Source organism: Burkholderia sp. HMSC10F09, assembly GCF_001806955.1.
GTDB lineage: Bacteria > Pseudomonadota > Gammaproteobacteria > Burkholderiales > Burkholderiaceae > Burkholderia > Burkholderia multivorans.
Window position 1 is genome coordinate 25,490 of record NZ_KV786505.1, and the last position, 22,096, is coordinate 47,585.

Consider the following 22,096-nt stretch of genomic DNA (forward strand, 5'->3'; position numbering starts at 1 on the left):
CGGCTGCGCGTGCGTCAGCCGCCGGTCGCGAAGCCGAGCGCCGCCGCCTTCGCGCGCAGGTCCGCGAAGCGGTCGGCGGTCGGATTCACCGCGGGCTTCGCGGCCATTTGCGACGGATCGATCTGCGAGATCGAGTCGGACGGCGCCGGTGCGGTTGCGCCGGCGCATAGCCCGCCGAACGGCCCTTGCGGCACGGTAAAGGCGGGCGCGTCGGTGCGCGGCGCACTCGCGAGATCGAGCGCGTAGGCGAGATTGACGGTCGCCGGATCGCTGCCGCGCACGCCGAGCGGCTTCAGGCCGAAGCGCCATTGCAGCAGCGCATGAATCGAACTCGGATCGAACGGATAGCGCGTGACCGTGCCCGCCCGCACGCGCGGGCCGAGCAGCGCGAGCGGCACGCGGCAGCCGAGCTTGCCGTCGTTGCCGAGCGCGAGCTCGTTGTTGCTGATCGGCCGCGTCGGCGGCACCACGTGTTCGAGAAACCCGCCCCATTCGTCGTACACGATGATCAGCAGCGTGCGGCTCCACGTCGGGCTCGTGCGTAGTGCGTCATACACCTGATTCAGAAATGCCTGGCCGTCGCGAATGTCGGCGTGCGGATGATCGTCGGAGGACGTGCCCTCCCGTTCGCCCGCGAAAGCGGGGTCGACCATGCAGAACGCCGGCAGCGTACCGGCCGCCGCATTCGACAGGAACTCGGAGAACGGATGCGAGATGCCGACATAGCGCGTGCCGTACAGCGCCGTGAACGGCACGTCGTGATAGTAGTAATGGCAGCCGACGTTCGCATCGGCGAGGTTGTCCCAGATCGTGCGCAGCGTCGACGTATCGATGCCGTCGCCGAGGCGGTCGGTTGCGCCGCTGTGCAGATACAGGCGGTTCGGAAACGTGCTCGTCAGAATGCCGGTGAAGTAGAAGTCGCCGATCGTGTAGTGAGTCGCCGCCGCGCTGAAGAACGGCAGATCGGCGGACGTGTAATAGCCGATCGGGAGCAGGTCCCCTTGCGTCTGACTCGTGCCCGGCGTCAGCAGCCAGCCGTTCATCGCGCCGGACGCGACTTGCGTGCGCGCCCCTTCGTAGCTGTGGTTCGGGTCGTGATACGCGCAGGCCTGATAGCCGTACGCGGAATTGGACGCGAGCGCGAACGGTGCATGTGTCGCGCCGAACGCGTCGTTGTATTGGCGGTTCGCAGGCATGCCCTCGGCGCCGGGCACCCAGCTCAGGAAGTGATCGAACGAACGGTTTTCCATCGTGACGAGTACGATGTGGTCGATGCCGGCGTTCGACGGGTCCGGCAGCGGCGGCCGCGGCAGGCTGTAGCGATCGCCGCCGTTCGGCGAAGGCGTGTTGCCGATCGACGGCGCGGCCGCATTGCCGTCGGCGCCCGATCCGCCGTTACCACCGCCGTTGCCGCCGTCGCCACCCCCGCCGCCGCAGCCCGATAGCGCGACACTGCCCGCAACAGCGGCAACGCCGGCGAGAAAGCGCCGCCGGTCGTAATGGCGATATGCTCCGGTCCCGTCCATGACAACGTCTCCCTGAGTGAATGCGGCGCTGGCCAGCCGTGTGCGCTCCGAGCCGCGAAGCGAAGCGCGCTCGCCGTGCCGTACGGCAGGCCGGCCGACAGGGGCAAGCGTCGTGCCTGGCGCGCGTATCGAGGGACCGCCGATCGCGATGCGGTGCTGCGGCGACGGATCGCGTGCGATGGCGGCGCACGTCGTGCAGCGCGTCGGCGTTCGTTGCGCGGGCGGCGCCCGGCGCCGCGTGCTGCGCCGCAATTCGTCGGGAGGAGAGGTATCGGGAGGTCGGTACGCGATGCCGTTTGGAGCGCCGCAAGTCAAAAAGACACAGTCGATGCGTGCGCAATGATCGGCGGAATCGAGCGGCGCGTGCGCATCGGGATGCCGAATCGTGGGCGCAGATGCTTTGGATCGAGATGCCGCAGCGGCCCGATGCGCGATGCCGAGCAGTTGAAGCCGTTACGCGCAAGCGCACGGTCGATCCGCAACGCCACTGATTCTCGAAGCGACACTGCTTCTCATTTTCGGTTTGCGCAGCGAGACGGGAGGCGAAACACGATTATCGCGATGCGCCCAAAGCCCCTCGCCGGACAGCCGGTTCCCTCCCGAATGGGAGTGCCGCATATGCGTCGGCCGTTCGAAAGTACAGGTAACGGCGCGCGCTGCTTCGAGCGGGGTGGAGGCTGGGGGGTAACCCGTTCGGATCGCCTCGACGAACCGTTGCGACTGCGCGCGCTCACCTCATGCGGACGCCGCCTCCCGCAGCCGAAACTGGGCGACCGCATTGCTGAGCCGCGCGCCTTGCTCCTCGAGCGACAGCGCGGCGGCAGCCGTCTCTTCGACGAGCGCGGTATTGCGCTGCATCGTCTGCTCCATCTGCGTGACGGTCGCGTTCACCTGCTCGATGCCCGAGGACTGTTCGTCGAACGCGGTACTGATGTCGCTCATGATCGCGTTCACGCGCTCGACGGCCGCGACGATCTCGGTCATCGCGGAACCGGCATGCGCGACGAGGCCGCTGCCGTGTTCGACGCGCTGCGTCGAATCGCCGATCAGCTCGCGGATCTCCTTTGCCGCCGCCGCGCAGCGCTGCGCGAGCCCGCGCACCTCGGTCGCGACGACCGCGAAGCCGCGGCCCTGTTCGCCGGCGCGCGCCGCTTCGACCGCCGCGTTGAGCGCAAGGATGTTGGTCTGGAATGCGATGCTTTCGATCACGCCGACAATGCCGGCGATTTGCGCGGCACTTTGCGAGATCGCCGACATCGTGTCGACGACGCGCTGCATCGCCTCGCCGCCGCGCGCCGCGATGCCGGCCGCGCCTTCGACGTAGCTGCGCGCATCGCGCGCGTTGTCGGCGTTCTGGCGCACCGTCGCCGTCAACTGCTCCATGCTCGCGGCCGCTTGCTGCAGCGACACCGCGTGCTGTTCGGTGCGCGCGGACAGATCGACGTTGCCGCTCGCGATCGTACGCACGTCGCCGACGATCGTTTCCGTGCTCGCGCGTACCTGGCTGACCGTGTCGACGAGCCCGTCCTGCATCCGCTTCAGCGCGTTGAGCAGATAGGCCATCTCGTTGTCGCCGCCGATCGCGACCGCACTGGTCAGATCGCCCTTCGAGATCTTGTCGAAATGATCGACCGCGAGCGCGATCGGCTCGATGATCGCCTTGGCGAGCAGACGCTGCGCGACGAAGCCGACGACCAGCGCGATCGCGGCGACCGCCGCCATCGCCCACACGATCCGGTGAAAGCGCTCGCCGGCCGCTTCGTAGCGCGCCTTCTCGCGCTCGACCTGGAACGCTTCGAGCGCATCGATCGCCTTCTGGTAGGCGGCGAACAGATCGGGCGGCGCGGTGCGCTGCGTGTCGAGGAAATTGAACGCGTCGTCCTGATCGAGCTGCGCGAGCGCCTTCGAGAACACGCGATCGAGCAGCGCGCGGCGACTGGCCTGCAGTGCGTCGAACAGCGTCTGCTCCTGCGCGTCGCGCTTATGCAGCCGCGAATACGCGAGCAGTTCGTCGTTGCTCTGCTGCAGCAGCGTGTGAAGCTGAGCGATTTCGTCCTTCGCGGGCCGGCCGGCGCTGATGATCTGCGCGACGTCGGCCATGCGTTCGCGCAGCACGAGCATGCGCTCGGAGCTGGTCTTCAGGTGCAGCAGCGACGCGGTGTCGTCGCGGTACATCGCTTCGAGCGAGTCGTTGCCTAGGTATAGGCCGCCGATGCACGCGGCGACCATGAGGACGAGCAGCAGCGTATAGCCGGCGATGGTCGCGACGAGCCCGCCGCGGATCGTGAATCGTTTTCGCATGTCGTTCCCTTGCCGGCGGCCGCGCGCGGCCGTTGGCGCAGAAGTGCTCCGGGTCGGAGGGACGAACGCCGCATGCAGCGCGCGGCGCCCGGGCTGCGAACGCGTTAACGGCACCGCGGCGGCCGCGCTTTTATCCGGACACGACGCGAATCATCACGATTGCGACAGGTTGTGCGTTTTTGCTTCAGCGCGCCTCGATCGCGTCGGCCGGTGCAAGGCGTTCGGCGGCGCGGCGCGTCGCGGCGGGGCCGCCCAGTTCGTGCAGCGGCGTGCGGTGCGTCTCGCGTGCCGTCCATGCGGCGAGGGCCGCGAGCGCGCTGATCGCGAGCGTGACGGTGCCGATCCGCAGCGGAATGTCGTGCGTGCCGGGCGGCGCGATCGCCGCGAACAGCGAGGGCAGCAGCGCAGTCAGCGCCATGCCGACGTTCTGCCCGATCGACATCGCGGAGACGCGCGTGCGCGTCGGAAAGAGTTCCGGCATGAAGCTCGGGAACACCGCATTGAAGCCCTGATAGACGACGCCCCACATCAGCACCGACGTGAGAATCGCGGCCGGCGCGTTGCCGACGCTGATCGCATACAGATACGCATACGACAGCAGCCCCGCGCCCAGCGAACCGACGACGACCGGAATGCGGCGGCCGATGCGGTCGGACAATCGTCCGACGAAAGGAATCAGGATCACTGCGACGACGTTGCCGACGAACGGGATCACCAGATAGGTATCCGCATGAAAGCCGATCCCGTAGGCGGGCTGCACCGCATATGCGGCGCCGAAGATCGTCGCGACCATCGCGATTACCGCGGCGGTCGCCATGACCGCGATCCGCACGATGTCGCGCCAGCTGTCGCGCAGCGCGACGCGGATCGGCGATTCGGGCATCGCGTGTTGTGTGCCTTCGCCGATGAACGCAGGCGATTCCTGCACATGACGGCGGATCATGTAGCCGGCGGCGAGCACGAGTGCGCTGAGCAGAAACGGAATGCGCCACCCCCACGACGCGAATGCATCGGCCGGCAGCCAGTATGCGAGCGGCATGAAGATCGCCGCCGCGAGGATCTGGCCGGCCTGCGTGCCCTGCAGCGCGAAGCTTGCGTAGTAGCCGCGCTTGCCGAACGGCGCCTGCTCGAGAATCATCGAGCTCGCGCCCGAGATTTCGCCGGCAACGGCGAAGCCCTGGATCAACCGCAGCACGACGAGCGCGATCGGCGCCGCGATGCCGATCTGCCGGTACGTCGGCAGCAGGCCGACCGCGAACGTCGACACGCCCATCAGGAACATGCACAACAGCAGCAGATGCTTGCGGCCGTGCGTATCGCCGCGGCGCCCGAGCACAAAGCCGCCGATCGGCCGCGCGACGTAGCCGACGCCGTACGTCGCGAGCGACGCGACGATCGCGAGCGTCGGATCGCCGTGCGGAAAGAACAGTTGCGGAAACACCATCGACGCGGCCTGCGCGTAGATGAAGAAGTCGTAGTATTCGAGCACCGAGCCGATCCAGCCGCTGGCGGTCGCGCGCCGGGTCTGCTGCCTGGATGGCGCAGCGGTTGTCGCATCGAGGTTCATCTGTCGTCTCCTGTCTTTGCTATCGGGTAGGTGGGCTGCGCGCAGTGGTTCGCGCCGGCGCGCGCGGCGCACGGGCTCACGCGGCGAGCGGCGCCGTCATGAACGCGCGCAGGTCGTCGAACTGCGCGAGCGCCATCTCGGCGCCGGTCTGGATCCGGCAACCGGTACGGCGCGCGATCGCAAGAAAGCGCGTGATGTCCGGCGTCGTGACGACGTCCGCGACGAGCGTGGTCGCGCGCAGCGTCGCGAGCCGATGTTCGGTGAGCGGCAGCACGTCGTTGTCCGGCATGCCGGCCGGCGACGCGTTGACGACGAGATCGAACGCGGCGAGCGAATCGACCTGCGTGCCGGTGTCGACCGCCGGAAAACGCGTGCGCAGCAGCGCGCGCAGCCGCTGCGTGCGCGACGCGTCGAGATCGACGAGCGTGAGCGCGGTCGCGCCGTGCTCGCACAGCGCCCACGCGATCGCGCTGCCCGCACCGCCGGCGCCGATCACGAGCGCCCGCGCGCCGCGCGGTGAAAAGCCGTGCTGGCGCGCGGCCTTCAGGAAACCGTCGCCGTCGACGATGTCGCCCGCGAGCGTGCCGTCGGCTTCGCGGCGGATCACGTTCACGCACGCGAGTGCGTGCGCACGCTCGCTGAGCATGTCGATGCGTGCGGCGATCTCCTGCTTGTACGGCACGGTGATCACGCAGCCGCGAAGATTGCGCCATGCGCGCAGCGTCCGGACGAACGCGTCGAGCGATTCGCGTTCGAGATCGATCGGAATCATCGATGCGTCTTTGCCATGACGCGCGAACCATGCGTTGAAGTTCTGCGGGGATTTCACCTGCGCGATGGGGGAGCCGACGATGGCCAATAATTCGGTCGTACCGCTGATCATGAATGCACCGGAGTGGGAGGGCGAACAGCACGCATGGTGCGACCGCGGCCGCCGGGCCACAACGCCGGAATCGGCCGATTCGAGCGATCAGCGCAATGACGATGCGATAATCGCACTCGTTTGCCGTTTCGGACCCAAACCATGCCCCAGCCGCCCATCCACGAGCGCGACCTGATCGTCGGTCTGCAGAAAGGGCTCGCGATCATCCAGCTGTTCACCGAGGAAACACCGCGGCTGAGCGTCGCCGACGTCGCGCGTCTTGCCGGGCTCACGCGAAGCGCGGCTCGGCGCTTTTTGCTGACGCTCGTGCACGACGGCTATGCGCAGACCGACAGTCGCCAATACTGGCTGACCGCGAAGACGCTGCGGATCGGCCAGGCGTATGTCGATTCGGCGCGGCTGCCGCGCATGCTGCGGCCGATCGTCGAGAAGGTCGCGAGCGAAACGCGCGAACACGTGTCGGTAGCCGTGCTCGACGGCGACGAGGTCGTGCATATCGTGCGCAGCCGGATCGCGAACGTGTCGTCGATGTCGATCCGGCAGGGCTATCGGCTACCGATGTACTGCACGGGCAGCGGCCGGCTGTGGCTCGCGTCGCTGCCCGACGACGAGGTCGACGCGTATCTGGCGCGCGTCGAGCGCAAGCCGCTGACGCCGTTTACGCGCACGTCGGTCGACGAGATCAAGGCGATCGTCGCGCAGATCCGGGAGCAGGGGTACGTGGAACTGGATCAGGAGTACGAGGTCGGCATGCGGATCCTCGGCGTGCCGCTGACGAATCGCGCCGGGCAGATGTGCGCGAGCCTCACGATCACGACGCAGGTGTCGTCGCTGTCGCTCGGCGACATTCGCGAGCGCTGTCTGCGTTATCTGTATGAAGGGCAGGCGCTGCTGCGGCCGATTATCGATATGTGAGGGTGGAGGGCGTGTCGGGTGATGGCGGGCTTCGCAGGGTGCGATACCGCAGTGTCGGCCCTCTATTTGACCTTGCTGCGGCATGGAGCCCGGCGTGCGCCAGAACCGGCAGTCGCGCCGGCGAAGTAGGGAAGGGAGCCCGCCGAATTGATAGTTGCGGGGGAATGACGATGTCAGCTGGGCAGAGTAGCGGACCGGATCTTGGCCTGCTACGTGCCGATCACCGGCTTTGTACAGATCGCGCTGCTATCGGCTATTACGGGCGCAACCCTGCGATGCGGTGAGCCGTGTTCGGGCAACCACCCCCTCGCCCGATAAATAGGTTGCCTTTTCAGTGAAATGAAATCGAAAGGTAGTTTCGAGCATCTTTCGCCCTGTTGCAATTTGTCCTACAGTAGCGGGGCCTCGGATTGGCGGTCTGCCGGGGTAGAACCTGAGACGAGAAGAAAGGAACAAGAATGAGTTTCGCCCCGAATGGCGGTATTCCGAGCGGATTCGGAGGGAATTCGTTGGGCTCACTGAGTGCGCTCGGCGGCCTTGCCGGTCCAATTGCGTCCACAGTGGCCGGCCAAATGGGCCCGCTTGCTGGCGTCGCGGGCCATCTCGACACCGTGCAACGCGCGGTCCAGCTGGCGCAGACCGGTTTCTCGTTGATGAACAAGACGCCCGCTGCGATTGCGGATGCGCTCAACAATGCAACGGGCGGCGTCGCTCGTCTGACGCAACTGAACCGGTATGTGACGATCGAATCTCCGCTCGGGCCCGACGTGTTATTGGTCGGTGCTGCGGTCATCGACGAACACGTCAATCGCCTGCCGGAAATTCATCTCGATTTGCTGTCGCATAAGCATGATCTCACGCCGGATCATTTGATCGGCCAGCCGATCAAGCTGCGGCTCGATCACAATGCGCGGCAGTCGACACTCGAACGCATCGTAATGTCCGGCGGCGCCGACAATAACCGCTATTTCGACGGGTATGTCGCGTCGTTCGATCGCGCCGGCAATCCGGGGCGCGTAACGCAGTACCACATGACCGCGGTGCCCTGGTTCTGGTTCCTGACGCGCTCGACCGATTGCCGAATTTTCCAGAACAAGACTTCGCGTGAGATCCTCGGCGAGATTTTCCAGGATCACGGATTCACCGACTTCGAGTTCGACATCCGGACCGCCCAGAAACCCATCGAGTACATCGTGATGTACCAGGAGTCGTATTACAACTTCTGCGCGCGATTGATGGAGCAGGAAGGGCTGATCTGGACGCACCGCTACGAGAAGGACAAACACATTCTCGTGATCGGCGATACCAACTTCGTGTTCCGCCCGATCGAAGGACTTTCGACGGTTCCTTACGCGGACAGCGAAGCCAGTGAGTTCAACGGAATCGATCAGCTGCACGAAGGGCGGCGTTTTGGCGTCGGCAAGGTTACGTTCCAGGATTTCAATCATCAGAATCCGTCGTCGCCACTGATGCTCGTACAAGCCGAGCCGCAGACGTTGCGACACGCGCGGCTCGACGCGACCGAGCGTTTCGAGCACCAGTCGCTGTATGACCACGGTGACGACGGAAATCGCTACGCGCGCATCGCGATGCAGGCGGAGGAAGCGCAGGCGCATCGATATACCGGTAGTGGCTATGCATGGAGGATGACCACCGCATGCAGTGTGACGGTAGCCAACCATCCTGTGATGGCAAACAATCAGGAATACGCAATCCTGCACGTGCGGCATGAAGCGGTGAACGACTACACCCAGCATGCCGCGAAGATGCCGTACCGCAACTCGTTTGCGCTTCTGCCGCAAAACATTCCGTACCGCGCGCCGCGTAACACGCCGAAGCCGGTCATCCATGGAACTCAGTCGGCGATTGTTGTCGGCCCGAAGGGCGAGCAAATCCATACGAATGGCAGTTGCGTGAAGCTGCACTTCTTGTGGGATCGGCGCGGCCAGATGGATGGGTCTGACTCGATGTGGATTCGAGTGTCCCAGCCATGGGCGGGTGCGGGGTGGGGTGCAGCTGCGATTCCGCGGATCGGGCAGGAAGTTCTAGTCTCGTTCAATCAGGGCGATCCTGATAACCCGGTGATTGTGGGGCGCGTCTTCAACGGCGAGCAAGGCAATCCGTACCATGGTGCGGCTGGCCAGACGATGGGGATCAAGAGCCAGACGCACAAAGGACAGGGCTCGAACGAATTGCGGTTTTCCGACGTGAACGGTGCTCAGGAAGTCTTTCTGCATGCGCAGAAGGATATGAAGACCGTGATCAAGGATTCCGAAACGCATACTGTCGAAGCCGGCGCGCGCACTGTTTCATTGCTCAAGGGCAGCGAAACCAAGCAGATTGCACAGGGCGGGCTGATGGAAACCATCGCGCTGACGCGCGACACCACCGCGAACGTGATCAACACGAAGGCGATCGCAAGCAAGGCCGGCCCCGGGATGCAGAGTCACCAGGCCAGCGACGGCATGGAGTTTCGTGTCGGCGAAAGCATCGTGACGATGACGCCGGACGGCATCAAGCTGGCGCACGGACCGTCGACGATCCTCATGAACGCGAACGGGATCTATCTCGACGCGCCGGTCATCCACCTGAATCAGGGCAGTGCACAGGCGCCTGAACAAGCGCTTGCGCTTCAGTGGGCGGAAGCACAAGCGATGATTGCCCAAGGGCTGGCGAGCCCTGATCCCGCGACTCGCGCCGCCGCGGGCAAGCTGGCGAATTCCCTGAAAGCCCAGCAAATGGCGAAACTGGCTGATCACGTTTATCACCCGAACGATCCGCCGCCCACCGGATGGAAGATGGTCACCAACGATCCGGAAGCGCTCAAGGCATTCCGCCTGAAGCCGGACAACTTCCATCTCAATGACAGCAACTTCGGTGCGCAGATGTACACCCCCGACCCGAAGGTTTTTGGCGACAGCATGAAGCCGACGATCGCGTTCAAGGGGACGCAGAGCCTCAGTCCCGTCGGCGACGACATGACCAACAACATTGCCCAAGGGCTCGGTGGGGAATCCCCGTACTATCGCAAAGCCGTCACGATCGGCAACCGCCTCGAGCAGGCCGGCATATCGTCGAATGTCGATTTCACAGGACACTCGCTCGGCGGGGGGATGGCTTCTGCTGCGGCCGAAGCGAGTGGCAGTTCGGCCGTGACGTTCAATGCGGCCGGCCTCAATCCGGAAACCGTCGCGCAATACGGCGGAACCGTTCAAGCGACCAACATCACGGCCTATCGGGTAGACGGCGACATCCTGACCGGACTGCAGGAAGGCCGGCTCGGGCCGATTAGCGACGGTACCGCGCAACTCATGCCTAAAGCGATTGGCACCCCCGTTACACTCGACGGCCAAAGCATCACCACCGTCGGTCGGCACATGATGGGAGATGTGACGAGCGGGATGAATCAGCAGGTCGCCAAGGACGAGTTCGACCTGGTTTCCCAATTGAATTCATCACATTGATATGCAATACAAGAAGGCGATAACTGCCGGCGCCATTGCCGTACTGGTGGGAGCGACCTCACCGCTCTGGTGGCCCACTCAAGCTCAAGGGACGAACATGACTGGCTTCAAACGTTACGCACCGGAAGAGTTTTTCTCGGGGCAGCAGCTCGCGTTAGCGCAGGCCATTCATGACGGCGACCTTACCCGCGTGCAGCAGCTTGCACCGAAGACCGACCTCAATGCACCGGGTGCAAAGAATACGACACTACTGTCGTATGCCGTGCAGGAAATCGTGCCGGTCAAGAACGACGCATCGAATACGCGCTACCAGATCATCTCGGCGCTGCTCAAGAATGGCGCTGATCCTAAGGCGCCGGTCGGAGCCAGCGGTGGGACGGTCGTCGATGTCGCTCTGCGTGCCGACACACCGAATCTGCTGCGCGTGCTGCTGGACGGTGGCCTCGATCCCAACTGGCGGCCCAGTGGCGACACGCCAATGATTTTTGAAGTCGCCGAGAACAAGCTCTTGCCGCAGTTGAAGCTGCTAGTCGAACATAAGGCAGACGTGAATCTTCGCGATTCACTTCGTACGACGGCTATCTTCGATGCAACGTCGCTCCAACAGTGGGATGCTGTCGACTATCTGCTTGCGCATGGCGCGGACCCGAAGGTCGTTGACGAAACGGGCGTTTCTTACGGTTGGGTGCTGCAGAACGAACTGAAAAACCACACGACGCCCGATTCGCCGGCGCGTGCGCGCATCGACGCAATCCGCCGCAAGATTGTAGCGGCTGGTGCGCCGTGGCCGCCGGTCGATCCGAAAGCGCAACGCGCGGCCATGCGCGCGCGTGGCGAAAAGGTCGTGACACCGGCTGGCCAAACGGAATGAGCGTGTGGGTAATCGATAATCCGGCTTGCGAAGGAATCAGGCAATGACGCGTGCCTTGGAATCGCTGCCACGCGTTCGACGAGGAACCGTCCTGGGGGCATCGGTCGGGCTGTATGTCGTCTCGCTGCTGCTGCCCGCGATGTATTTCGAAAAGGAAGCCCCGCTCATCGGGATGTCCGTTCTCGCTCAGGGCTGGTGCGGGTTGCTGATGCTCAATCCTTCATGGCTCGCCAATCCGCTTTATGTGATCGCTGCGGTCCAGTTTGGCCGTGCACGATACGGACGCGCCAGCGTATTTTCCGGCGCGGCAGTCGTATGCGCACTCTGCTCGCTGTTCACGACGAAGTGGTACTTCAACGAAGCCGACGCCACTCCGATCACGGGCTTCGGCATTGCCTTCTACGTCTGGCTCATCTCGCAGGTTGCGTTGTTGTTGGGCGGTTTGCGTTTGCGTCAGGACGCCGCTACCGCACTGCCCGGCAACTGAGTTTTACCAAGGCGCCTGACTCCTTTCGACTTCCCCGTTTCACGAGATTACCCGCATGACCGATTCCGAAAACCGCATCCGGATTCACGAAGGCAGCATCGTACTGCCAGACGGTTTCGAGGATCGCACAACCAATCTGCTTGTGCCTGCCGACTTGACCACGCAGCCGAACCTTAGTGTGGCCCGCGACTGGCTCAAGGATGGAGAAACGCTCGCGCCATACATCGACCGGCAGGTCACGTTGCTCAAATCCCGTTTGCAGGGCCTTCGTCTGCTCGGTCGTCAAGCCGAGCGGCTCGGGCCTGAGGCGGACGGGATGCCTGGAGAACGCATCGACACCGCCTATCGGAACGGCGCAAAGATGGTGTTTCAACGGCAAGCCGCGTTCATCGTCGCGCCCGGGCGCGTACTTATCTTCACGGCGTCGAACGCGAAAAGCTTCAACGGCACCTTCGACACATTCTGGCGCACCTGGCTCGACGGCTACCGGCCGGCTGAGCAAGCGTCGGCATGACAACAGCAAAGGACATTCATCGTGTACGAAGCCGCACGCGTCACTGATCCGATCGAGCATACGAGCGCGCTCGCGGGCTTTCTGGTCGGCGCTTTACTCGGCATCGCCCTGATCGCCGCCGTGGCATTCGCGACATTCACGTGTGGATTCGGTGTGGCGCTGCTGGCGGGTATGGCAGCAGGCATCGGTGCACAGGGGCTGCTATCGTTAGGCGAGGCGATCGGCAAGATGTTCAGCTCGCAGTCCGGCAACATCATCACCGGCTCGACGAACGTCTATGTCAACGGCAAGCCGGCGGCCTATGCAACGCTGAGCGGCGTGGCGTGCAGCAAGCACAACCCCGTTCCGCTGGTCGCCCAGGGCTCGACAAACATCTTCATCAACAATCGGCCTGCGGCCCGCAAGGACGACAAGATCACTTGCGGCGCGACGATCGGCGGTGGTTCGCACGACACCTTCTTCCACGGCGGCACTCAGACGTATCTTCCGGTCGACGATGAAGTCCCGCCGTGGCTGCGGACTGCGACCGACTGGGTCTTTGCACTTGCGGGTCTGGTCGGCGGGCTCGGTGGACTGCTGAAGGCGGCAGGCGGTTTATCGCGCGCGGTCTTGCCGTGCGCTGCGAAGTTTATCGGTGGATACGTATTGGGCGAAGCCGTAGGTCGCTATGTTGCCGGTCCCGCGATCAACAAGGCGATCGGCGGGATGTTCGGCAACCCGGTCGACGTCACGACGGGTCGGAAGATTCTGTTGGCCGAATCAGAAATCGACTACGTCATCCCGAGCCCGATTCCAGTCGCGATCAAGCGGTTCTATTCGAGCAGCCTCGATTACGTAGGCACGCTCGGCCGCGGCTGGGTGCTGCCGTGGGAGCTTCGACTTCAAGCGCGAGACGGACGCCTCTGGTACACCGACGCCCAAGGGCGTGAGAGCGGATTCCCGCTATTGCGTACCGGGCAAGCGGCTTTCAGCGAGGCCGACCAGCGATACCTGACCTGCACGCCGGATGGCCGCTACATCCTGCATGACATCGGCGAGACATATTTCGACTTCGGCCGATACGAGCCGGATTCCGGGCGTATTGCGTGGGTGCGCCGTATTGAGGATCAGGCCGGACAGTGGTACCAGTTCGAGCGCGACAGCCGTGGCCGCGTCACCGAGATCCAGACGTGCGGCGGCCTGCAGGCTGCGCTCGATTATGAACCGGAGCATGGGCGCCTTGGCGCGGTCACGCTCGTTCACGGTGACGAGCGCCGGGTTGCCGTTACGTACGGGTACGACGAAAACGGCCAACTAGCCTCTGTGACGGATGCAAACGGCGCGATCGTGCGCCGATTCACGTATGCCGACGGCCTGATGACGAGCCATTCCAATGCGCTGGGTTTCACGTCGAGCTACGTGTGGTCAACGATCGAAGGACAGCGGCGGGTCGTCGAGACGAACACCAGCGAGGGTGAACACTGGACTTTCGAGTACGACGTCGACGGTCGGCAAACCCGCGTTCGGCATGCTGACGGCCGTACTGCGCATTGGCGATTCGACGCTGCGTTCCAGATCGTCGAGTACACCGACCTCGACGGCGGCTTCTACCGGATCAAGTACAACGACGCGGGTATGCCGACGATGCTCATGCTGCCGGGTGAGCGCACGGTCGAGTTTGAGTACGACGACGCCGGCCGAATCGTTGCCGAGACCGACCCGCTCGGGCGCACGACGCGTACTCGCTATGACGGTAACAGCATGCGGCCCGTCGAGATCATCGGGGCCGATGGCGGCGCCTGGCGCGCCGAATACGATCCACAAGGTCGGTTGCTGTCGACTCAGGACCCACTGGGCCGTGAGAATCGCTACGAATATCCCACGGGATTGACCGCGCTGCCGACCGCGCACATCGATGCACGCGGCGGCCGCAAAATGCTGGAATGGAACCGCCTTGGCGAACTGGCCGGCTACACGGACTGCTCAGGCAAGACAACGCGTGCGTTCTTCGATGCGTTCGGCCTTCCGCTCGCGGGCGAGAACGCGCTCGGACAGCGCATCTCGTATGACGTGCGTCCGACCGGTGAGCCCCGTCGGATCACGTATCCCGACGGCAGCTCCGAAAGGTTCGAATACGATGCCGCCGGGCTCGTAGTGAAGCACGTCGGACTCGGCGGCCGGATTCAACAAGCGCTGCGCAATGCGCGCGGGCAACTTGTCGAGGCAATTGATCCGGCTGGTCGACGGACCCAATTTCGTTACGATCCCGAGGGGCGGCTTCGCGAGCTACAGCAGGGGCACGCGCACTACGCCTTCACGTATGGCGCCGGCGGTCGACTAGCGACCGAAACACGTCCCGATGGTGTCGAGCGGCGGTTCGGGTACGGTGAAGCCGGCGAACTGGTTGCGCTGGACATCGTCGGCGCGCCGGACAGCGGTACAACCTCGAATCGACCGATCCGCACCGTCCGCTTCGAACGTGACCGGATGGGCAACCTGAAGGTCCAGCATACGCCGACCGAAGTGACCCGCTACGAGCGTGACAAGGGAGATCGGCTGCTGAAGGTGGAGCGCACCCCGACGGCCATGGGCGTCGCGCTCGGCGTTGCGCCGGATACCGTCGAGTTCGAGTACGACAAGGCCGGCCGCCTTGTTGCCGAGCATGGTGCGAACGGAACCGTTCAGTACACGCTCGATGCGCTGGACAACGTAATAGCGCTCGAATTGCCGCACGAGCAGAAGCTGCAGATGCTGCGCTATGGCTCAGGCCACGTGCATCAAATTCGGTGCGGCGATCAGATAGTCAGCGACTTCGAGCGCGACGACCTGCATCGCGAGGTGACGCGTACGCAAGGGCGGCTGATTCAGCGTTCTGCGTATGACCCGCTCGGCCGAAAGGTCTGGCAGTCCGCCGGTTTCCACCCAGAGGCGCTGGGCCGCGGGCGCGGCCATCTGTGGCGTAACTACGGGTACGCCGCCGCCGGTGAACTGATCGAAACGAGTGACAACCTGCGCGGCAGCACGCAGTACAGCTACGACCCGGCTGGACAGCTGACTCGCCGCGTGAACATCTTGGGCCGGCAGCTCGAGGAGTTTGCGTGGGATGCCGCCGGTAACCTGCTCGACGATGTGCAGCGCAGAAGCCGCGGATATGTCGAAGGGAACCGTCTGCGAATGTGGCAGGATCTGCGGTTCGAATATGATGCGTTCGGCAATCTGGTGGCCAAGACGCGTGGCGCCAACCGGACGCAGCGCTTCACGTACGACGGGCAGGATCGGTTGATCGCGGTGCGCACGCAGGACGCGCGTGGTGTTGTGGAATCGCGCGTCGCTTACGATCCCCTCGGTCGGCGCATCGCGAAGTCCGATACGTTTTTCGACATCCGCGGAGTGAAGCAGCGCACCGAGACGAAGCGGTTCGTCTGGGAGGGGCTGCGGCTTGCTCAGGAGGTGCGCGAGACCGGCGTGAGCAGTTATGTGTACAGTCCGGATGCGCCTTACTCGCCTGCAGCCCGCGTCGACAAGGTGATCGCCGAAGCTCTGGCCGCCGCTGCGATCGACACCGCGAAGCGTGCAGCGCGGATCTACCACTTCCATATTGATCTTGTTGGAGCCCCACTCGAAGTGACAGACGAGTCGGGCGAACTGGCATGGACCGGGCAATATACGGCGTGGGGCAAAGTTGAGTCGAGCAACAAGCACATCGCCAGGATCGAGCAACCGTTGCGCTATGCCGGGCAATATGCTGACGAAGGCACCGGCCTGCACTACAACACCTTCCGCTTCTATGATCCAGACGTAGGGCGGTTCATCAATCAAGATCCGATCGGCCTGTACGGTGGCGGAAACTTATATGCCTATGGGCCAAATTCACAGCAGTGGGTCGATCCGTGGGGCTGGTGTTCGGTCAAGCTGAGCAATAACATGGAAAAGTCAGGCGTGACTCGTCCGGCCAACTCTGCCGCGCACCACATCGTCGGGGATACCGCGAAGGAAGCGGCGCCGGCGCGCGCCATCCTCTCGAAATACGGCATTGATGTCGATTCTGAATTGAATGGCGTATTCTTGCCTAATCGGAATAATACGGACAATCTCGCCGGGATATTGCATAACGGGAAGCATCCGAATACGTATTTCCAAAAAGTAAACCAGTTGCTGCAGGATGCTGATCTGGGTGGCAAACAAGCCGTTCTCGACCAGCTTCAGACGATAAGAGAGACGTTGCAAAATGCATCCAGAGATACACCGTGGAAATCTGTTCTTTCTGAGTTGTGAGGGTATATGAACAATATCTATGGCTTGAGGCAGGACGACGCATTCCAAGCGTTGGTTCAGGTCGATGATGCGGGTGAAATTGGATATGACGAGAGTGTCGCGATAAAGGCGACGGCGCTTTGTGGAGAGCAGTTTGACGGAAGCTTTTTGCCGCCCAAACTGTCTTGGGGAACGCCGCGCAAGAAGAAAGATTGTGATTTGCAGGCGATGCTTTCTCCGTTTCTCGTATTTAGTAAAAGAGCGTTAGATGCGTTGATGCCCTTCCTTCAAGCAAGCGGACAGATATTACCGGTTCAAGCTCCAGTGGACGGTATGAGCGGATTCCATGTTACGCGTGTGCTGGAAGGCGCTGTAGATATGGATGCGTCCAAATTCAAAGTCTACCCTCAGGCGACAGTATTCAATAAGATTGTTCTCTTGGAAAAGCGGGTGCGGGACGTTGATATGTTCCGGTTGAAAGAGAAGCCGGCGACAGTATTTGTTTCCGAGAAATTTCGAAGAGCCGTAGAGGCGAGTAATCTCAAGGGATTTGACTTTGGGGAGGTAATCTTGCAGTCGGCCGAGAGGGGCTGACCCGATGGCGCCTGCGTGGTATCTCGTGGGTGCCAACCCGATCTCTTTCGTCACGGTTTTCCTACTCGCCCGCTGGCGGAACGTACGGCTCGAGCGGGCGCGGCACAATGATCGTGTTCCGAGCGAGGCGCGCGGAACGCGACACGCGGCTCACAATCTCACGAGCGAACACATCCTTTACGCGCGACACGGGCAGTCATGGCTACAAGATCAGCGCGTAGGTGCGATCCGGCGTCCGCTGCCCGCGAACAACAGTGCAAGTGCGTCATTCCAATACGACGCCCCTTTTGGGAGCGTGCTCGTCATCGCTACGGGCCTTGAAAATCGACCTTGTGCCGTGCCCTAGTACTTTGCCGCATTGATCGTGTTGCTCGAGCCACAATTGCGCGCCGTGAATAGCAAAATCGAGTTGGCAGCCATCCGCACCTAGACAGAACGCCTTGCCGTCGGCCCGCACGACGGCATCACCATTGAATTCCCGGCCGCTGTTCTGACCGTTCCATGAAGATGCATCGAACGTCAAACGGGCCGCGTCGGCGCGCTGGTTAACATGGATCGTTATCATTTCATAGAGACTGGAATCACCGCGGCTGTTGAGACGTTGTCGCGAGCGACCACGCGATCACAAGCTGATCGTCGAATTTTGACAGCTCTGGGACGGAGCAAATAGTTCGTTCGGTCGGATGGCCGGCCCGATGGCAATTGAAGGAAGTTGCGTGTCCCGTGCTGGGAACGCAAAAGGAAACCAGAAGGGAAGCGGTTCGGAGTAGCGAGCGGTGGGCATGCACTTTCTTCATGTCGAAAAGGTCGGGAATGCTCCTGGCTCCGAATGCGACGAGCAAGAGAGCGAACGGCACGACCGCTGATCACGGCATCACCCCGGCCCGTCGCTCGCGGCCGCGAGGAGCGGCACAAGGACGTCGCTGATCGGCGTCGGAATGCCGTGCATCCGGCCGCGACGCGAGATGACACCGTTGCGGATATCCCATTCCAGCGGCCGGCCGGCTTCCCGGTCCGTGAGGATGGAGGTGCCCATGTCGGCAGGCGCTGCGCGGAACTTGTCGAGAATCTCTCGTGGCACCTCGTCGCCGAGTTCAGCGCCTTCGGCACGAGCCACCGCCAGGCATTCGCGCAGATAAGCCAGCGCAAGCTCGGCGATGTCGGCGCGGCCGAACATGCCCGCGCGGCGGACCGTGAGCGCCATAAGACCGGCTACCGCGTTCTGCAGCAATTTGCGCCAGGCCAGAGAACTGAAGGCGGCCGTCACGTCCACGGCGCATCGCGTCCCGCGCAACGCGTCGGCCACCGTGCGGGCATCCGCCGTATCCGGCAGGCTGAGTCGCACGTCGCCTCGCAAGCGTACCGAGCCGTCCGGTTGCGCCTGCGCGGGAAACCATACGACCGCGGGAACGATCCGCCCTTGCGAACAATGCGGGGCCACCGTATCCGACTGCTCGATCCCGTTCTGCAAGACACACACCACGGTTTCCGGACCGGTCAGCGCCGCCAGCCATTTTGCGGCCGCGGCAGTTTGCGTTGCCTTGACCGACAGAAAGACAAGATCGACCGTGCGATCGATTTCCGCGGGATCCGTTCGGACCGGGCCGGGCACGACGATGAGGCGGTCGCCATCGCGCAGCGTCAGCTCATCGCGGGGCGTGCGGCCACACAGTAAGGGCGTGCGGCCCGCTTCGTGCAGTGCCGCCGCGACCGTGGTGCCGATGGCGCCGGGGCCGACGACAGCGATTTCAGTATCGATTTCGGCGTTCATGAGAGGGACTCCTTAACCGCGCATGCCGACGGAATGGTTGCGCGCGTAGCGGATGGTACGTAATATATTACACATGAGCGAAGATATTGGTAATAGCGTTTCAGGCGGCGAGCGACGTCTGCAGCAATGGATCGGCAGCATTCAAGCCCGCAGCGGCGATCTGGCCGCGAGCGAGGCGAAGGTGGTCCAGCTCCTGCTGAGCGACCCGCTGTTCGTCGGCGCGAGCACGACCGCACAGGTCGCCGCGCGTGCCGGTGTTTCGCCGCCCACCGTCATTCGCGCCGCACGTGCACTTGGGTTCACGGGGTTCACCGAGCTCAAAATCGAGATCGCGCGTGCTCGCGGCACCGCCCGCTTTTTCGCGCCGCCTGAAGTACTCACCGCGGACGCGAGCTCGGCCGCAGTGCTGGAGACGTCCATCCGCACAGGCGTCGATGCACTGTCCGCACTCAGCGGGGCCATCGAAATCGCCGCGCTCGACAAGGCGGTCGCGTCGATTCAGCAAGCGCGCCAGGTATTCGCGTTCGGTGCCGGCCCTTCGGCTACCGTCGCCGCCGACGCAGTCTTCCGGTTGCGCGCGGTCGGCGTGACAACCGTCGGGATTCCAGACTATCTGTCGGCGATGATCGCGGCTCGGCTTCTCGGGCCCGGCGACGTTGTCATCGCGGTCAGTTCGACCGGGCGCACGTCGTCGACGCTCGCCGTCGCGGATGCGGCATCCTCGGCCGGCGCCACGCTCGTTGCCGTCACCAACCAATACGGCACGCCGCTGGCGAACCTCGCAGACATCGCGCTGGTCGTCGGCGGCGCGCCGTTGCCGGCGCAGATGGCCGCTGCGGGCAGTCGCCTGGCGCAGCTCGTCGTTATCGACGCGCTGGTCGCCGCCCTCGCGCTGCGCGATCCCGCGCGCAGCCGCTGCGCAGAGCGCGCCGGTATCGATCTGCCCGACATCGATTGATGCAGTCCGGCACGATTGCGATCGTCCTCGCCGCGGCCGTCGCCCACGCCGTGTGGAACCTCGCCTCGAAGTACAAGCGGGAAGACACGCTGGTGTTCGTCTGGGCCTATAGCTGCGTCTCGACACTGCTTTGTGTGCCGATCGGCATCGTGCAGATCGTCAAGGGGCAGCAGACGATCGACTGGCAACTTGCGGCGGGGGCGGCCGTTTCGGCGGCGCTGCACATCGTTTACTCGCTGGCCTTGCAGGCCGGTTACGATCGCGCCGAACTCGGCGTCGTATATCCGGTCGCCAGAGGGACGGGGCCGCTACTCACGATACTGTTCGCGATGCTCTTCATGGGCGAGCGGCTTACCCCGGTCGCGATGCTCGGTGCATGCCTCGTGGTTGCGGGTATTTTTGTCGTCACTGGCCATCCAGCCACGCACGGGCGTGCGCCGCTCAAGGGAATGCTGTGGGGTGTCGCGACGGGTGCCGCCATTGCCGGTTACACGCTGTGGGACGGCTACTCGGTCACCACGCTGCACCTGGCGCCCGTGAGTTACTACGCCGGCACACTGCTGCTACAGAGTCTGATCATGACGCCAAGCGCGCTGCGGCGAGGGCATCGAATCCAGGCCGCCATCCGCGTCGATACCGTGCCGATTCTCATCGTCGCCGTGTTCTCTCCGCTGGCCTACGTCCTCGTGCTGACCGCCATGCTCTCTGCGCCGCTGGCGCTCGTCGCGCCCTTGCGCGAATCGTCCATCATCATCGGCTCGCTTCTCGCGTACTGGCTCTTTCGCGAAGATCATCTGGCGCGCCGCATCGCCGGCGCCGTCGTCGTGCTGGCCGGGATCGCTGCGATCAGTCTTTGAGGTTTGGAGAAACAGCGCTGCACTCGCTTCGCCGGCACATGAGCGACGAGCGCGGCGCACGATCGCGCGGAAGCGGCGTTTCAAACAGATCCGAACCCGAACCCGATCTCGATCGCACGTTTCAGCGCGCGTTCATCAGCCAATCCCGAAACGCCGCCAACGACGGCAACGATTCGTTCTCCGGCGGATACACGAGGTAGTAGCTGCGCCGGCTCGTGATCGCTTCGCCGATCGACACCAGTTCGTTGCGGCTCAGCTCGTCCTCGACGAGCACTTTCGGCACGAGCCCGATCCCCATTCCGGCGCGCACGGCCTGAATCAGGTGCGACGTCAGTTCGAAGCTCGGGCCGATCCGCATCTGGCGGTGGTCGAGCCGGTAGTGCGCAAACCATTCCGCCCACGCGTGCTGATTGCTCGTCACGCCGAGCAGCGTCTGCCGAGCGGCCCACGCAGGGGCGCGCTCGCCGTTTGCGTCGGGCGGCGCGTCGGGGCTCGCGATCGCGATCAGAAACTCGTTGTACAGCCGGTGCGCATGCAGGCCCGGCCAGTCGCCGGTGCCGACCGCGATCGCCGCGTCGAGATCGTCGACGTGGAAATCGATGTTGCCGATCCGCGAATGCAGATGCACGGTCACGCCCGGATGCGCGGCATAGAAGTCATGCAGATGCGGGAGCAGCCATTTCGAGCCGAACGTCGGCAGCGTCGCGAGCCGCAGCGTGCCGGCGCCCGCCTGATGCGACATCGCCTGCAGCGTCGCGCCGCGAATGCGGCCGAGCGCGCCGCCGACCTCGGCGAAGTAGCGGCGGCCGACGTCGGTCAGCTTTACCGAGCGGCCTTCGCGCCGGAACAGCGGCACGCCGAGCTGATCCTCGAGCGTCTGGATCTGCCGGCTGATCGCGCTCTGGCTCAGCGACAGCTCGTCAGCCGCGCGCGTGTAGCTCTCATGACGCGCGGCGGCCTCGAAGACGAGCAGCAACGACATGGACGGAGTCAAACGCCGATAATTCATGAGTTTTATGCAAGTGTCGACTGATAAGAATACGTTTGTTTGCGGCTATTAACCGAACGATACTGGAAACCCCGGCCGCGCGGAAACTTGCTCAAAATTCATGATTCGGCGGCGGCCGCGGACCGATTCATTCTCTTGACCTGTTC

The 22,096-nt window shown here is 63.7% G+C and carries 16 protein-coding genes; 9 read left to right on the forward strand and 7 right to left on the reverse strand.

The genetic code is table 11. The features are described from left to right. Positions 1-14: 14 nt before the first annotated feature. The 4 genes from HMPREF3115_RS01520 to HMPREF3115_RS01535 form a co-directional block, all read right to left on the reverse strand. Entirely contained in the window at positions 15-1,526 is a 1,512-nt protein-coding gene (locus HMPREF3115_RS01520; protein WP_070553279.1) for an alkaline phosphatase family protein, read from the reverse strand. Positions 1,527-2,261: 735 nt separating this feature from the next. Continuing rightward, positions 2,262-3,827 (reverse strand): methyl-accepting chemotaxis protein, encoded by a 1,566-nt coding sequence (locus HMPREF3115_RS01525; protein WP_070553280.1) that lies wholly within the window; start codon positions 3,825-3,827, stop codon positions 2,262-2,264. Positions 3,828-4,011: 184 nt separating this feature from the next. Further along, entirely contained in the window at positions 4,012-5,394 is a 1,383-nt protein-coding gene (locus HMPREF3115_RS01530) for an MFS transporter (protein ID WP_070553281.1), read from the reverse strand. Between the two features lie 76 nt (positions 5,395-5,470). Then, a complete protein-coding gene (locus HMPREF3115_RS01535) occupies positions 5,471-6,277 on the reverse strand; it encodes a shikimate dehydrogenase family protein (protein ID WP_070553282.1) in 807 nt (268 codons plus the stop codon). Positions 6,278-6,418: 141 nt separating this feature from the next. Between HMPREF3115_RS01535 and HMPREF3115_RS01540 the strand changes: the two genes are divergently transcribed. From HMPREF3115_RS01540 to HMPREF3115_RS01570, 7 genes are all read left to right on the forward strand, one after another. Then, positions 6,419-7,192 (forward strand): IclR family transcriptional regulator domain-containing protein, encoded by a 774-nt coding sequence (locus HMPREF3115_RS01540; RefSeq protein WP_065497170.1) that lies wholly within the window; start codon positions 6,419-6,421, stop codon positions 7,190-7,192. A 458-nt stretch (positions 7,193-7,650) separates the two neighbouring features. Beyond that, entirely contained in the window at positions 7,651-10,656 is a 3,006-nt protein-coding gene (locus HMPREF3115_RS01545; protein ID WP_070553283.1) for a type VI secretion system Vgr family protein, read from the forward strand. Between the two features lies 1 nt (position 10,657). Further along, on the forward strand, positions 10,658-11,527 hold the full coding sequence (locus tag HMPREF3115_RS01550; RefSeq protein ID WP_059936093.1) for an ankyrin repeat domain-containing protein: 870 nt from the start codon (positions 10,658-10,660) through the stop codon (positions 11,525-11,527). A gap of 43 nt (positions 11,528-11,570) precedes the next feature. Next, a complete protein-coding gene (locus tag HMPREF3115_RS01555; RefSeq protein WP_070553284.1) occupies positions 11,571-12,014 on the forward strand; it encodes a hypothetical protein in 444 nt (147 codons plus the stop codon). A gap of 55 nt (positions 12,015-12,069) precedes the next feature. Continuing rightward, positions 12,070-12,528 (forward strand): DUF1795 domain-containing protein, encoded by a 459-nt coding sequence (locus HMPREF3115_RS01560; RefSeq protein WP_012218404.1) that lies wholly within the window; start codon positions 12,070-12,072, stop codon positions 12,526-12,528. Between the two features lie 21 nt (positions 12,529-12,549). Then, on the forward strand, positions 12,550-16,782 hold the full coding sequence (locus HMPREF3115_RS01565) for an RHS repeat-associated core domain-containing protein (RefSeq protein ID WP_070553285.1): 4,233 nt from the start codon (positions 12,550-12,552) through the stop codon (positions 16,780-16,782). Between the two features lie 6 nt (positions 16,783-16,788). Beyond that, a complete protein-coding gene (locus HMPREF3115_RS01570; protein ID WP_059936105.1) occupies positions 16,789-17,355 on the forward strand; it encodes an imm11 family protein in 567 nt (188 codons plus the stop codon). A 265-nt stretch (positions 17,356-17,620) separates the two neighbouring features. Here the strand turns inward: HMPREF3115_RS01570 and HMPREF3115_RS31425 are convergent, their stop codons facing one another. Both HMPREF3115_RS31425 and HMPREF3115_RS01575 read right to left on the reverse strand, forming a co-directional pair. Then, on the reverse strand, positions 17,621-17,920 hold the full coding sequence (locus HMPREF3115_RS31425; protein WP_175835873.1) for a hypothetical protein: 300 nt from the start codon (positions 17,918-17,920) through the stop codon (positions 17,621-17,623). 309 nt (positions 17,921-18,229) lie between these two features. Continuing rightward, complete coding sequence (locus HMPREF3115_RS01575; protein ID WP_070553286.1) at positions 18,230-19,126, reverse strand: oxidoreductase; 897 nt, start codon at positions 19,124-19,126, stop codon at positions 18,230-18,232. Positions 19,127-19,199: 73 nt separating this feature from the next. Between HMPREF3115_RS01575 and HMPREF3115_RS01580 the strand changes: the two genes are divergently transcribed. Both HMPREF3115_RS01580 and HMPREF3115_RS01585 read left to right on the forward strand, forming a co-directional pair. Continuing rightward, positions 19,200-20,084 carry a MurR/RpiR family transcriptional regulator gene (locus HMPREF3115_RS01580; RefSeq protein WP_070553287.1) on the forward strand — a complete coding sequence of 295 codons (885 nt, stop codon included), beginning with the start codon at positions 19,200-19,202 and terminating at the stop codon, positions 20,082-20,084. Continuing rightward, positions 20,084-20,941, forward strand: a complete 858-nt coding sequence (locus HMPREF3115_RS01585; protein ID WP_006408965.1) for a DMT family transporter — start codon at positions 20,084-20,086, stop codon at positions 20,939-20,941. The genes HMPREF3115_RS01580 and HMPREF3115_RS01585 overlap by 1 nt, the downstream gene beginning before the upstream one ends. Before the next feature lie 121 nt (positions 20,942-21,062). Here HMPREF3115_RS01585 and HMPREF3115_RS01590 read toward each other — a convergent pair whose 3' ends face one another. Next, on the reverse strand, positions 21,063-21,950 hold the full coding sequence (locus HMPREF3115_RS01590; protein WP_035488494.1) for a LysR substrate-binding domain-containing protein: 888 nt from the start codon (positions 21,948-21,950) through the stop codon (positions 21,063-21,065). Positions 21,951-22,096: the final 146 nt, after the last annotated feature.